The sequence below is a fragment of the Pseudomonas sp. S06B 330 genome (genome assembly GCF_002845275.2).
Lineage (GTDB): Bacteria > Pseudomonadota > Gammaproteobacteria > Pseudomonadales > Pseudomonadaceae > Aquipseudomonas.
Window position 1 is genome coordinate 2,913,758 of record NZ_CP088149.1, and the last position, 14,477, is coordinate 2,928,234.

The following is a 14,477-nucleotide window of genomic DNA, read 5'->3' on the forward strand; positions in this document are numbered from 1 at the left end:
TTGTAAGTCCTGCGGCCGAATAAAAAATCAGGAGCAACGGCGATAATATGACCGAAAGGTTTCATTTATAAGACAGGCAAGCATCCTCAGCGTAGCGGGCTATTGCTATTTCGGCTGAACCCTCTGACTTTGCCTGTGCATCACCCATGCCAAGCTCTTTGCTTCTTCAGCTTCTTGGGCTGCCATCAGGGCTGCCACGGGGTTACACGGTACTGGCCGCCGGGTGGTGGGGTTACGCTCCAAGGCCATGCAAGGATGCCCGCGATGGGTAAACGCGTAAGCGATGATCCAGGCCTGATGGACCCTGGACCGAAATCGCGCAAAGGCCATGTTCATCAGCTATCTCCTCTGCAGACTGTGTACTGGCGCGATACTGACGCACAGCGACAGCCACGTAGCATCAGGGAGACATGAAAATGCTGTAGTGGACGCACTACAGCGCATTTGTCGGCTAGCCTTGAAGCCAGTTCGCCTTATGAACGCAAAGGAACTGAACCCGTGAGCTGATCCCATGAATAGCCAATGAGGACCGCCGCCATGACCGATCCTACTGACAAGCCTGTTACCGATCCCGACAATCCGCTGTTAGTGCTCAACGCCTTGGCCACGCCTTCGAGGCGCAACTTCTTGCGCACCCTCGGGATTTCCGGCATGGCTGCGGCTACAGCACCGGTATGGGCACAATCCAGGCAAGCAGAAACACCCATCAACGACAGCGATAAACCTTTGGTCAAAGGTGAGCAGCGCATCACCCTCAAGGTCAATGGTCAGCCACATACCCTCAATGTCCCCGGCAATGCTGTGCTGTTGGATGTGTTGCGTGATCGCCTGCAACTGACCGGCAGCAAAAAAGGTTGCGACCATGGCCAGTGCGGCGCTTGTACCTTGCACGTCAATGGCCAGCCGGTGAACAGTTGCCTGTCACTGGCGGCCATGCACCAGGACGACGACATCACCACCATTGAAGGGCTGGAGCGCAATGGTCAGCTGCACCCGCTGCAAGAAGCGTTCTGGGCCCACGATGCGTTTCAGTGCGGTTACTGCACCTCGGGGCAAATCATGACGGCAGTCGCCATCCTCAACGACCCGAACATCGGTGCGGATGACGCCAGCGTGCGTGAGGCCATGAGCGGCAACATCTGTCGCTGTGGCGCCTATAAGAACATCCTCGCTGCCATCCAGGACGCGCGGGGCAAGATGCAGGGGGCCAGCTGATGAGAACCTTGGACTACCTGCGTGCCACCAGCCCTGAACAGGCGATTTCACTGCATGCGCGTAACCCGGCCAGTGCCTACCTGGCAGGTGGCACCACACTGCTGGATCTGGTCAAACTCGACGTTATGCAGCCTGATCATGTTATCGACGTGCATACTCTGGGATTGAACCGGATTGAGGTGTTGAACGATGGCCGCACACGGATTGGCGCCATGGTCACCAATACCCAGCTTGCCCATGACCCGCGAATCAAGCAGGCCTACGCCGTACTGTCCCAGGCGCTGCTCAGCGGTGCCACCACCCAATTGCGCAATAAGGCCACCACCGCTGGCAATGTGATGCAGCGGGTACGCTGCAACTACTTTCGCGATGGTGTATCGGCCTGCAACAAGCGCGACCCGGGTTCTGGGTGCGCTGCGATCGGCGGCCATAATCGCAGTGTGCATGCGGTGCTGGGGACCAGCGACCAGTGCATTGCCTGCCATCCCTCGGACATGTGCGTTGCCATGGCAGCGATTGGCGCCACGATAGAAGTGCTGGGGCCTTCAGGGACGCGGGCAATCGATTTTCTGGATTTTCACCTGTTACCTGGCAATACACCCTGGAAAGAGCATGCACTGGCTAAAGATGAACTGATCACCCACGTGACGCTGGCTGCGCCACTGGCGGGCAATACATCCGCTTACCAGAAGTTACGTGACCGGGCCTCTTATCAGTTTGCCCTGGCGTCCAGTGCAATCATTCTGGTGATGCAGGGCCAGGTGATCAAAGAAGCGCGAATTGCCCTGGGAGGCGTTGCCACCAAGCCCTGGCGGGCACTGGAGGCCGAACAGGCGCTGCGCGGTGTAACCGCTGACCCGGCACAATTTGCCAAGATTGCCGCGATGGCCCTGCAAGGCGCTGTACCTTTTACTCATAACGCTTACAAGATTGCGCTTGGCCAGCAGGCCATCGTACGCAATCTCATGACCTTGAGCCGCGGAGGTGCAGCATGAGCGAATCCATCATCGGCGGATCGCCCCGGCGCATTGACGGCCGCCTGAAGGTAACCGGGCAGGCCCTGTATACCGCAGATCAACATCCACCAGGCATGCTGTTCGCCTATGGCGTGTTCAGCACGGTGGCCAGTGGTTCGATCAAGTCCCTGGACAGCGAAGCGGCCCGGCGCAGCACCGGCGTGATCGACATTCTGCACCACGGTAACTTCCCTGAGGCTTTTCACACCTCACCGGTGCCATTTTCGCTGGCTGGGGTACTCACCGGCACTCGCACCGACGAGAAACGTTTGCCGTTCGAGGATGAACGCATCCTCTATGCCGGGCAATTTGTCGCGCTGGTCATTGCCGATACCTTCGAGCATGTCCGCGAAGCGGCACTTAAGGTCAAGGTCAGCTACAACGCCAGTGCGACGATTGCCAACCTTGCCCAAGGTTTGAAACACAAAGCGCCGGCCGATGGCGGTCAGGGCCACAAACGCGGCGATCCGGTGGCAGCCTTCGATAATGGCGTACAGCAAGTCGATCAGACCTACAGCACCCCGGTGCAAACCCATAACCCCATGGAAATGCACGCGACGGTCGCGATGTGGGAGGGCGACCGCCTGGTGGTGTACGAAGCCACGCAATCGGTGGTGGTTCAGCGCAACACCCTGGCGCAGGTATTTGGCCTGCCACCTGAAAAGGTGGAGGTGCGAGCACCGTTCATAGGTTCAGGCTTTGGCAGCAAACTGTGGGTTTGGCCGCACTGTATCGCCGCGTGCGCCGCTGCGAAAAAAGTTGGGCGCCCGGTCCAGTTGGTGGTGCCACGGGCGCAGATGTTCACCACCGTTGGGCACCGTCCGCAAACGCGCCAGCGCATGCGCTTGGCGGCGGATGCCGAGGGCAAGCTGGTGTCGTTGCGACATGAGTCGCTCAATACCGCAGGCTTTGGTGACAAATATGTCGAGAATTGCGGTGGCATGAGCGCCAGCCTTTATGCCTGTGCCAATGTTGAAATCAGCCATGGCATCGTCCAGGTCAACCGCGGTGCTCCCACCTCGATGCGCGCACCGGGCGCCGCCCCCGGCCTGTTTGCCCTTGAATCGGCCATCGATGAATTGGCCGAGAAATGCCAGATGGATCCCCTGACGTTCAGACAGCTCAACTACGCCGAACACAATGAGCAGGACAACCTGCCCTGGTCGAGCAATCATCTGCGAGAAGCGTTGGAGCAGGGCGCTCAGCGTTTTGGCTGGGCCACACGTAAGGCTGACATTGGCAGCATGCGCGATGGCCATGAAGTCATCGGTTACGGTATGGCCCAGTGCAACTGGGATGCCTTCCGCACTCCCGCCCAGGCGCGGGTGGCGATCAAGTCCGATGGCCGTGCCCACGTGTTTTGTGCAGCCCAGGATATCGGCACCGGTACCTATACGGTCATTGCCCAATGCGTCAGTGAACTGACCGGTTTGTCGATGGACAAGATCGATGTGGAGTTGGGCAACTCATCGTTTCCCCCGGCGCCTGTTTCTGGAGGGTCGTGGCTCACCGCCAGTGTGTTGCCTGCGGTCGCCGAAGCCACACGCAAGGCACTTGAGCAGCTTAAAGGGTTTGCCGCGAGCGAGCAGGGCGGCATGGCCAACGTCAAACCCGAAGCCATCAAGGTGAGCAACGGCACGTTATCAGCGGGTGATAAGCGCGAAGATTTTGCCAACGTACTCAAGCGCCTGAAGATCGCCAGTGCCGAAGGTGAGGCCAGCACTGGCATGGTCGAGAACCCCAAACATGCCTTCAGCTCCTTTGGCGCGCATTTTGTCGAGGTGCGCTGGGACCCGGGAATCTCCCGGTTGCGGGTGGCGCGGGTGGTCAGTGCGATCGACGTAGGCAAGATCGTCAACGCCAAGACCGCGCGAAACCAGGTTGAAGGTGCAATTGTCATGGCGATAGGTATGGCGCTGTTCGAAGCCACCGATTACGACGAAAGAAACGCGATGCCGGTGAACAACAACTATGCCGAGTATGTGGTGCCGGTGCATGCCGATCAGCCGGAGATTGAGGTGATCCTGCTCGACTATCCCGATTACCACCTCAATGAGTTCGGTGCTCGCGGCATTGGTGAAATCGGCGTCACCGGCTTGGCCGCAGCGGTGGCCAATGCGGTGTACCACGCCACCGGCAAGCGCGTGCGCGATTTGCCGATCAGCCTTGAAAAGTTGATGGAGGGCGTGCCCACAACCAGTGCCTGACCCGGAAAGCCGGTCAATTCATCGGCTGAACTGACCTAGTCGCGTCGCGATGTGCGTCTGGCTACCCCGGCAACGCTCACCGGTGTGAGAGGGCGGCCAACGACTGCATTGGCTTCAGGAACCCAACTGTGGACACCCGGAATCGACAGGCTTTGGCCAACCTCGAGGGCACACAGCAGTACCAATCCGATGGCAAGCAAGCCAGTCGATTTCAGCAACAGGTTCATTGTGTTTTTCCTCGCACAAAGTTGCTCGGCAAGTCCTCGGTGTTTGGCAGGTCTTTGAGGTCGATTTTTTTCGCCTGGGTTGAATTGTTGAACATGAAGTCATCTGCCGCGACCGCCTCAGCCGATTTCCAGTCACTCAGCTGAATGCTGTACTGCGGCCCTCCGGCAATTTGCTTGGAGGTGATCACATAGCGGCACGGGTAGGGGTGCTCGCCTTGGGCGATCCATATCTGCCAATCCACTTCTTTTTTTCGGAAGGCCAGGTGGTCGCATTCAACTCCGCCAATAACGCCACTGCCGAGATCTTTTATGTCGCTGACCCCGGCCATCAACTGTTCTTGGGGGTTGGACATGAACAAATCGGCACCGGGCAGCGGCCGGTTGTACTTATCCCGCAGTACATCCAGTAGATGATCAAGGTCGCCCGGAACTTCCAGCTGCGAATAAATGTTTTTGCCCTTGCCGAACAAGGTCAGCGTTTTGCCGTCAAACAGCATCTCAACGTCGGCAAAACCACTGTATCGCGTTGTGCGTATCTTGTCGGGGCGGTTGATCACCACCGTACCGGAACCGGCCAGGGCGAGGCGCTGTTGATCTTGGGTGATGACTTCAAGGAGGGTGTCATAGTTGAACGACAAGCGCTTTTGCGCCGACATATAGTCGGACATGTTCTTGAGTTGGGTTTTAGCGTACGCCTCATCGGCATGTGCAGTGGTTGCCGTGGCAAATCCAATGATCAATAGCAGACCCGCTTGGCTGATGCGGGCAACAGAGGATCCGATCAACGTTTTGGCGATCTTTTCCATCGGGGTCACCGCTTTAAGAGTGCCGAAGTGGCAGTGCGGATCTATAACGTTAGTTGCATAACCTTTTGCCTGCTGTCCCTTTGCCGACCACTCATCTGAAGTCGTGCAGACGCAGACTGCCCCTGTATTCTTCTCCGCTCTCCACGAGCCTGCCTAGCAACGGCCTAAGCCGACCGCCATACCCCGAACTTCAGCGGGTGGCAGCTCCAGGCCTACCCCCCCATCGAGGGTAGCCACAGAAAACCTAGGTGCTCAGTAGGCTATTACTGAGCGTGGATTATGGATTTCTGTGAATGGAGCGGCAATGAACAACAACAAAGAACCAGAGACGCACCTTCAGCCACAGGCTATCGGTATGCCTCGCGTGTTGCGCGCACACCAGCCTGATCGAGAGGCTCGAGCTTTTCTGCGCCTGGCGAACTTCTCCACGAGTCTGCGACCTGCCGAAGACTACTCGCTGCCCAGGTTGCGCCAGGGCTGGCGCTTGACAGCGCTGGCTCTGGGGCGCAATCCGCAGGTGGCTTCGGTGACCGAACAACTGATCGACGGGCCGGATGGCGCAATCGCGTTACGCATCTTCAAGCCTGACAATGCACAGGCGACGCGGCCTGCTTTCATGTGGTTTTTCGGCGGCGGCTTCATCATCGGTGATCTGGATACCGCTGACGGTATTTGCCGCAGCATTGGCCTGGCGGCCAATTGCATCGTGATTGCCGTACGTTATCGTCTGGCGCCAGAGCATGATCTGTCTGCAGGCCGCGCCGACGCCATCACGGCACTTGAGTGGGTGGCAGAAAATGGAGCGCAGTTAGGTATCGACACCACACTGCTGGCGATCGGCGGCGATTCGGCGGGTGGCAATCTCTGTGCTGCCGTTGCCCAGGAAAGCGTGCGCCGTGGCGGCCCTGCGCTGCGCCTGCAAGTGCTGGTGTACCCGGCAACCGAGCTGGTGGAGAAGTTTCCCTCCTATGCGCAGAATGCCTACGGTCGGACTTTGTTGACCGATCATGCCGTGCAATGGATCGAACAGACCCTGGCGCCTTCGCTCGCCACACTGGACCTGCTCGACCCCTGGTACTCGCCTCGGCGCAGCCCCGATATGCGTGGTCTGGCGCCGGCCGTTATCGTCAGTGCCGGTTTCGATCCGATCCGCGATGACGGGCTGGATTATGCCGCGCGTCTGCGCGCTGCCGAGGTGCCGGTAGAGCTGTTGCACTACCGGGGTCAATTTCATGGATTTCTCAATTTCGATTCCGTCAACGGCGCCAGCCGTGATGCCCTGCAACGCATCGGTGAGGCGCTGATCAGGGGGTTCGCCGGTCAGCCGGCGGCGGACAGGACGATCGAGATCGCCGACAGACAGCCACGCAAGCATTCGCGCCTGCGCGCCACCGTCGGTGAACTGGCGACTTCTACCTTGACTACCTGGGTGGTCACCGAGCGCTGGGGTGTCGCCTTGTTGCGCCTGCTGGCGCCAAAGACCGCCAGCGCCTGCCGACTGCTCATCAAACCTTTGCTCATACCCACCGTAACCATCCGGCGCAAAGCCATTTCCGGCCTTGACCGGCTGGCTGCACGTCAAACCTGGCCGACAGAAAAAAACTGCCCCATGAAACCTTGAGCGAGGAATACGCCATGGCATTACCTGATCCGTTGAAACTGTATCGCGAGGCTATTACCCGGTTCGAGAACGGCATCAATGCCCTGGCCGCCCGTCACATCGATGCCAAAGAGGTGGGTCGGGTGATTGACCAGTACACGAGCGTCTCGTTTGGCCTGCAGCACCTGTCGCAGACCTCGCTGCAGCGTTTGCACAAGGGCCTGGACTTGCCCAGCCGAGGAGAAGTAGACGCCCTTGCCGCTGCCTTGCGGCGTGTAGAGGACAAACTCGATCAATTGCTTCCAGTGTTCACCAGTGCGGCGGTTGCACCTAGCCCTCCGCGCACCCGGCGTCCGCTGGTTGAGGTGCAGGCGACGCCGCTCAAAGCGGCAACCAAACGTAAACGCAAGGCAGGAAATGACGATGACGCGACTGCATGACAACAAAGCGGTCGACTTTTCGTTGACTGACAGGCTGCGCACGGAAATCAGCATGATGGTTCAGCGTGGCCTCAAGGGGCTCGAGTACCTCAGCACGCCACCGCCAGCCGTTGGCATGACGCCCAAAACCCTGGTGCATCGTCGCGGTACTTTGTGCCTATACCACTATCATCCGACATCGGACGAAATTTACCGCGTGCCGCTGTTGTTCGTGATGGCGACGACCAGCAAAGCGGCGATCTTCGATCTGGTGAAGGGGCAGAGCCTGATCGAGTTTCTGCTTGCGCGCGGTTACGACGTCTATGTCATGGACTGGCATGCGCCGAGCCGCGAAGAGTCGCACCTGAAGCTTGAACACTACGTACTCGACTTCATTCCCGATTGCATTCGCCGGGTGCAACAACGATCCGGCGAGCAAGACGTCACCCTGATTGGCTACTGCATGGGCGGTGTCCTGGCGACGCTGTACGCCGCATTGCACCCCGATGGCCCGCTGAAGAATCTGGTGTGTTTCACCACTCCGGTCGATTGGACAAAGATGCCCCTGGCCAAACAGCGTCACTTCAAGGCCGAGCGCCTCATCGAAGCAAGCGGGCTGGTAGCGCCGCAGACCATCGTCAAGGCCATTGAATTGCACCGTCCGGCCAGCCGCTTGGTCGGCAAGGCACGACTGTGGGACAACATGTGGAATGACGATTACGTCAGGGGATTTCGCGTGATGGCGCGGTTCAGTGATGAAACTTTACCGCTTCCCGGCGACTATTTCCGTCAGATTCATCAGGAGTTGGGGCAAAACAACGCGCTTTATGAAGGTGGCTTGCGTATCGGGGGGAGGGCAGTGGAACTGAAGAATATCGAAGTCTCGCTGCTGCACATCATCGCCCAATACGACTCGCTGGTGCCACCGGCGTGCGCGCAACCCTTGGTGGCTCGCGTGAATTCACCAGACAAGGAGGAGCTGCTGCTTGCGGGCGGCCATGTCAGCCTGGTGGCGGGGCCGGCGGCGGTCAAGCGGATGTGGCCTAAGCTTGATCAATGGCTGGGCGCACGGTCCATGTAAACACGGCAGCACGCACCTGGTGCTGCAACGAGCAATCTCCCTGAAACGAAAGAGAACCCTACGATGCCCGGACCTCTGGCAGGTGTGAAAGTACTGGAAATGAACGCCATCGGCCCTGTGCCGTTTGCGGCAATGATGCTGGCAGACATGGGCGCGCAGGTCACCTGCGTGGACCGTCACGTGCCGGGCTTTCTCAATGCCGATGGCAGTTTGCTCAAGCGCGGGCGACGTAGCATCGCCATCGACCCTCGCAAACCTGGCGCCGATGAAGTGCTGCTCAAGCTGATCGATGACGCTGACGTGTTGATTGAAGGGTTTCGGCCCGGCGTGATGGAGCGGCTGGGGCTGGGGCCGGACGTCTGCTTGCAGCGCAATCGCAAACTGATCTACGGGCGCATGACTGGTTGGGGCCAGAGCGGGCCGCTGGCCCATGCCGCGGGTCACGATATCAACTACATCGCCTTGTCGGGGCTGCTCAATGCCATGGGCCATGCCGACCGGCCGCCAACCCCACCCCTGCACCTGGTGGGTGACATGGGCGGCGGGGCGATGTTTCTCCTGACGGGCATTCTTGCGGCGCTGTTCGAGGCACAAAAATCCGGCCTGGGGCAAGTGGTGGACGCGGCTATATGTGACGGCACGACCCTGCTCGGCAGCATGTACTACGACCTGCGTCAGCAAGGCCAATGGACAGATCAGCGCCAGAGCAACATGCTCGACGGCGGTGCACCGTTCTATGGTTGCTACGCCTGCGCCGATGGCAAGTTGGTGACGGTTGGTGCGATCGAGCCGCAGTTCTACCAACGGCTGCTCGAACTGTGCGAAATCGACGACCCGGACTTCACGGAGCAATGGCAGCGGCAAGCATGGCCTGCGTTGCGGGAAAAGCTCGCGGCCGTGTTTCTGTCGCGCTCGCGTGATGCCTGGGTGGCATTGCTGGAAGGCACGGATGCCTGTTTCGCCCCGGTGCTGGACTTCAACGAAGCACCTGAGCACCCGCACAACCAGGCCCGTGGCCTGTTCATGGAAACCGCAGGCGTGTTGCACCCGGCACCGGCGCCACGCCTGAGTCGCACGCCGGTCAAGGCCGGTGCCTTGGTGAAAAACGGCGAACACACCCTGGAAATCCTTGAGCAACTGGGCTTAAGCGCTGCGCAGATCGATGCCCTGCGCAAAGGTGGCGCGATTGTCTGAGCGGGACCGCCGATCGCCCACCCAGCCCCCCCCTTCCGTGGGGGGGGAGATGCCGCTGAGCAATCTTCTACCGTGACTGTCAGTGGGCCAGTGACGCTGTCCTTGCCCACTTTCAGCCGAATCTGAGGAGTCGTTCAGTGGATATCCAATTCACCCCTGCCGAGTTGGCCTTCCGAGAGGAAGTCAGGGCGTTTTTGCGTGACAGATTGCCTACCGATATCGCCGCGCGCGGTCGCCATGGCAAGCGTTTCAACAAAGAGGACCAGGTCACCTGGATGCGTCTGCTCAATGAACGCGGATGGCTGGCGGCCAGTTGGCCGGTAGCGTTTGGCGGTACTGGCTGGGGCGCGGTGGAGAAACACATTTTCGAGGAAGAGTGTGCGGCGTTCGGCGCTCCCTGGGTCGTGCCGTTTGGGGTCAACATGGTCGCCCCGGTGATCATCAAGTTTGGCACCCCCGAACAACAGGCGCGTTTTCTGCCGCGCATTCTCAGCAGCGAAGACTGGTGGTGCCAGGGTTATTCCGAGCCGGGCGCCGGTTCTGATCTGGCCGCGATCAAGACCCGCGCAGTTCGTGAAGGTGATCACTACGTGGTCAACGGCCAGAAGACCTGGACCACCTTGGCGCATTATGCCGACTGGATTTTCTGCCTGGTGCGCACCGACCCCGAAGCGCAACAGCAGCGTGGCATCAGCTTTCTGCTGATCGACATGAAAACCCCGGGCATCACGGTGCGCCCGATCATCACCCTCGATGGTGAGCATGAAGTCAACGAAGTGTTCTTCGACAACGTGCGCGTGCCGGTGGACAACCTGGTCGGTGAAGAGAACAAGGGCTGGACCTGCGCCAAGTATTTGCTGACCCACGAACGCACGAGCATTGCCGGAATCGGCCAGGCCAAGCAGATGCTCGCCCGGCTCAAACACATTGCCAGCCAGGAGCAGTGCGACGGCCTGCCCTTGATCGATGACATCCAGTTGCGCATGCAAATCGTCGAGCTGGAGATCCAGTTAATGGCTATTGAAATGAGCAACTTGCGCATTGTCGCCGCCGCCCGCGATGGCGGTGTTCCGGGCACTGAAAGCTCGTTTCTGAAGATAAAGGGCAGTGAAATCCGCCAGGCCATCACCTACCTGATGAGTAAAACCCTGGGCCCCTACGCCATGCCGTACGTCGAAGAAGAACTGGGCTATGTCAAACAAGCGGATGTGTACCGCGACTACAGCACCACGCCGGCCAGCCAATACCTGGATATGCGCAAGACTTCGGTGTACGGCGGTTCCAACGAAATCCAGAAGAACATCATCGCCAAGATGATTCTTGAGCTGTAAGGGGTATACCGATCATGGACTTCACACTTTCTCAAGAGCAGCAAATGCTGCAAGACACCGTAGCCCGTCTGGTGCGTGACAATTATGGATTCGAAGCACGCGAGCAGTTCGCCGAAAGCGATCTGGGCTATAGCGTGGACTTCTGGCAGCAGATGGGAGACCTGGGGCTGACCGCTGTGCCATTTGCCGAAGAACTTGGTGGATTCGCTGGCAGTGGCGTGGAAACGATGCTGATCATGACCGAGTTGGGACGTGGCCTGTGCCTGGAGCCCTACCTGCATTCGGTGATCTTTGCCGGTGGCTTGTTGGCCCAAACCGGTAGTGATGAGCAGCGTAGTCAGTGGCTGGCGTCTGTTGCCAGCGGGCAGTTGCAAATGACCGTGGCTGTCGACGAACCGACCAGCCACTACCAATTGCACGACGTACGCACTCGTGCCGAAGCGGTGGAGGGCGGCTGGAGGCTCAACGGGCGTAAATCGGTGGTCGTCGCCGGGCACAGTGCCGGGATGATTCTGCTGTCGGCACGTACCTCCGGCAGTGATCGTGATGAAACCGGCATCAGTTTGTTTCTGCTCAATCCGCAGGCACCGGGCGTCAGTCGTCGCGTCTACCCGACCATGGATGGCCGTAAGGCGTGCGAGCTGTACCTGGACGACGTTTTCGTCAGTTCCACCAATGTTCTCGGCGAACCCGGCCAGGCCTTGGCTGCGCTGCGTTATCAGCAAGGCCGTGCACTGGCGGCACAATGTGCCGAAGCGGTGGGTAGCATGGAGACGGTCTGCAGCCTGACCCTGGACTACCTGAAGACGCGCCAGCAGTTTGGCCAGGTGATCGGCAAGTTCCAGGCCCTTCAGCATCGCATGGTGGACATGCGCATCGAACTGGACCAGGCCACCTCCATGGCCATCCTCGCCGCTTGTGTTGCCGATGCGCCTGACAGCGACGAGCGCAGCCGCACGCTGGCTGCAGCCAAGGTGCTGGTCGTACGCGCTGCGCGCTTCATCGCCGATCAGGGTGTGCAGTTGCACGGTGGTATTGGCCTGACCTGGGAATACGCGTTGTCACATCACGCCAAGCATTTGCTGATGATCAGTCATCAATTCGGTAACGACGACCATCACCTCAAGACTTACAGCCGGTTACTGCAGGTTCATTGATAGCGGCCTGGATCGAACATCCCCTTTAAGGGCCTGCGGGCCCTTTTTTTTCGGGAAAATTTCCCGTCATGGGGCGGTCCGTGTATCGCACCGGGGACACGTTCGTTGATCTGCGTCCAAGGGTGAGATCGCTCGGCGTTACTCCACCTGCAGCCCCTCATCGCTTATTCAACAATCCCCCCCTATTTCCCCCTCCAGCGGGTGGGAGTGATGACCGGCCCGGCTCTTAGGATCGAACCGCTCTAATCAAAAACTACAAGAAAACACCGAGGAAGACCTGCACGTGAATATCGCCATCAGCGCGACCTTCAGTTCGCTTCTGCTGCCTTTGCGCTTTGTAGCAGAAGCCCGCTCGCGTCGTACTTTTTCGCACAATTGGAGTGCCGCATGAGAACAACAATAAAACAGGCCGGCTTTCGCACCCATCTGCTGACAGCTGCAGTTGCCATTGGCATGAGCACCCAGGCTTACGCCGTCAATTTCACGATTGGCGAAATCGAAGGGCAATTCGATACATCGCTGTCCATGGGCGCCAGCTGGGCGCTGCGCGGGGCCGACCCTGATTTCATTTCCCCGTTTAACGCGCAAGGTGTGCGGGGTAATTCGTCGTCGCGGCTGTCGGACGATAACCGCCTGAACTTCAAGAAGGGTGAAACCTTCTCGAAGATATTCAAGGGCATTCATGACCTGGAACTGAAATATGGCGACAGCGGTATCTTTGTGCGCGGCAAATACTGGTACGACTTCGAACTGAAGGATGAACACCGGCTGTTCTACGACATCGACGACCGCGGCCGCCAGGACATGGCCAAGGCGTCCGCTGCCGAATTCCTCGATGCCTTCGTTTACCACAACTACACCCTCGGCGAGCTGCCGGGTAACGTACGTGTGGGCAAGCAGGTGGTGAGCTGGGGCGAAAGCACCTTTATTGGCAACAGTATCAACTCGATCAACCCGATCGATGTGGCCGCCTTGCGTCGCCCAGGGGCGGAGGTCAAGGAAGGGCTGATCCCGGTCAACATGTTCTACCTGTCGCAGAACATCACTGAGAACGTCAGTGCCGAAGCCTTTTATCAGTTGGAGTGGGAAAGCACAGTCGTTGATAACTGCGGAACTTTCTTCGGCGCCGATCCTCTGGCCAAAGGGTGCTACGACCGTCAAGTGGGCGCCGGGCCGGATCTGGCACCGGGGCTCTCTGAGAACACGGCCAATCCGCCCGGTTTCAACAACAACACTGACAACGCCTACACCCCGCGGGTGAAGGACAACGAGGCCCGTGACGGCGGCCAGTACGGCCTGGCCCTGCGCTGGTTTGTGCCAGAGCTCCACGACACCGAGTTCGGTGCCTACGTGATGAACTATCACAGCCGCAGCCCGTATCTGAGCACCTTGCGTTCAACCGTGGCGTTCAACGCTGCCAACCCGATCCCGGCGCTGCGCGCTTCGCGCTATTTCGTCGATTACCCCGAAGACATCCGCCTGTATGGCCTGAGCTTCCAGACCAACGTTGGTGGCACCTCGCTGGGGGGTGAGATCAGTTACCGGCCAAACATGCCCCTGCAGCTCAACAACACCGACCTGGCGGGTGCCACCACGGGTAACCCCTCCGCGCTGTTGAACCGTATTGGCTATGCCACCACCGCCTTGGGCGGCGAGATCAACGGTTACAAGCGCATGCCGGTGCTGCAGACGCAGGTGTCCGCTACCCAGTTTTTCGAGCAGGTCATGGGCGCCAGTCGTCTGACCCTGGTGGGGGAGGTGGGCTACAACCGCATCAATGGGCTGGGCGAGGCCGATGGCAGTGATGTGCGCTTTGGGCGCAGCGGGATTTTTGGCGTCGGGGTGCAACCTGGACGGGCCAACGCCGCGTGTTTGAACACCGTCAATAACCCGCAACAGGAATGCAACGACAAGGGCTTCTATACCACCGATTCCTGGGGGTACCGCGCCCGTGCCCGTTTGGACTACCCGAATGTGATCGCCGGCATCAACCTGGCGCCGAACCTGGCGTGGTCGCATGACGTGGATGGCAATGGCCCGAACTTCGAGGAAGGGCTCAAGGCCATTAGCCTCGGTGTGGATGCCGATTACACGAACACCTACACCGCGAGCCTTAGCTACACCGATTTCTTTGGTGGCGATTTCAATACCAACGGTGACCGTGACTTCGTCGCGCTCAGTTTTGGCGTGAACTTCTAAAAGCACACAGTGCAGAGGACCCAGG

Annotated in this window: 11 protein-coding genes; 10 read left to right on the plus strand and 1 reads right to left on the minus strand. The window is 59.2% G+C overall.

The window, feature by feature from the left end; all coding sequences use genetic code 11:
- Window positions 1-537: 537 nt before the first annotated feature.
- Genes CX511_RS13010 through CX511_RS13020 form a run of 3 tightly spaced genes read left to right on the plus strand, consistent with a single transcriptional unit; the run spans window position 538 to window position 4,438 of the window.
- Window positions 538-1,215: a (2Fe-2S)-binding protein gene (locus CX511_RS13010; RefSeq protein ID WP_101293662.1), complete on the plus strand. Its 678-nt coding sequence runs from the start codon at window positions 538-540 to the stop codon at window positions 1,213-1,215.
- Window positions 1,215-2,210 carry an FAD binding domain-containing protein gene (locus tag CX511_RS13015; protein ID WP_101293661.1) on the plus strand — a complete coding sequence of 332 codons (996 nt, stop codon included), beginning with the start codon at window positions 1,215-1,217 and terminating at the stop codon, window positions 2,208-2,210. The genes CX511_RS13010 and CX511_RS13015 overlap by 1 nt, the downstream gene beginning before the upstream one ends.
- Window positions 2,207-4,438, plus strand: coding sequence for a xanthine dehydrogenase family protein molybdopterin-binding subunit (locus CX511_RS13020; protein ID WP_101293660.1), 2,232 nt, complete (start codon window positions 2,207-2,209; stop codon window positions 4,436-4,438). The genes CX511_RS13015 and CX511_RS13020 overlap by 4 nt, the downstream gene beginning before the upstream one ends.
- 223 nt (window positions 4,439-4,661) lie before the next feature.
- On the opposite strand, the gene CX511_RS13025 is transcribed toward CX511_RS13020, so the two are convergent.
- Window positions 4,662-5,471, minus strand: coding sequence for a DUF2092 domain-containing protein (locus tag CX511_RS13025; protein WP_101293658.1), 810 nt, complete (start codon window positions 5,469-5,471; stop codon window positions 4,662-4,664).
- 304 nt (window positions 5,472-5,775) lie between these two features.
- Between CX511_RS13025 and CX511_RS13030 the strand changes: the two genes are divergently transcribed.
- From CX511_RS13030 to CX511_RS13060, 7 genes are all read left to right on the plus strand, one after another.
- On the plus strand, window positions 5,776-7,092 hold the full coding sequence (locus tag CX511_RS13030) for an alpha/beta hydrolase (protein ID WP_101293657.1): 1,317 nt from the start codon (window positions 5,776-5,778) through the stop codon (window positions 7,090-7,092).
- Between the two features lie 14 nt (window positions 7,093-7,106).
- Window positions 7,107-7,511 carry a hypothetical protein gene (locus CX511_RS13035; RefSeq protein WP_101293656.1) on the plus strand — a complete coding sequence of 135 codons (405 nt, stop codon included), beginning with the start codon at window positions 7,107-7,109 and terminating at the stop codon, window positions 7,509-7,511.
- Window positions 7,495-8,571, plus strand: coding sequence for an alpha/beta fold hydrolase (locus CX511_RS13040; protein ID WP_231353289.1), 1,077 nt, complete (start codon window positions 7,495-7,497; stop codon window positions 8,569-8,571). The genes CX511_RS13035 and CX511_RS13040 overlap by 17 nt, the downstream gene beginning before the upstream one ends.
- Before the next feature lie 63 nt (window positions 8,572-8,634).
- Window positions 8,635-9,765 (plus strand): CaiB/BaiF CoA transferase family protein, encoded by a 1,131-nt coding sequence (locus CX511_RS13045; protein WP_101293655.1) that lies wholly within the window; start codon window positions 8,635-8,637, stop codon window positions 9,763-9,765.
- Window positions 9,766-9,902: 137 nt separating this feature from the next.
- Window positions 9,903-11,096, plus strand: a complete 1,194-nt coding sequence (locus CX511_RS13050; RefSeq protein WP_101293654.1) for an acyl-CoA dehydrogenase family protein — start codon at window positions 9,903-9,905, stop codon at window positions 11,094-11,096.
- 14 nt (window positions 11,097-11,110) lie between these two features.
- Window positions 11,111-12,253: an acyl-CoA dehydrogenase family protein gene (locus tag CX511_RS13055; protein WP_101293653.1), complete on the plus strand. Its 1,143-nt coding sequence runs from the start codon at window positions 11,111-11,113 to the stop codon at window positions 12,251-12,253.
- A 387-nt stretch (window positions 12,254-12,640) separates the two neighbouring features.
- Complete coding sequence (locus tag CX511_RS13060; RefSeq protein ID WP_101293652.1) at window positions 12,641-14,452, plus strand: DUF1302 domain-containing protein; 1,812 nt, start codon at window positions 12,641-12,643, stop codon at window positions 14,450-14,452.
- Window positions 14,453-14,477: the final 25 nt, after the last annotated feature.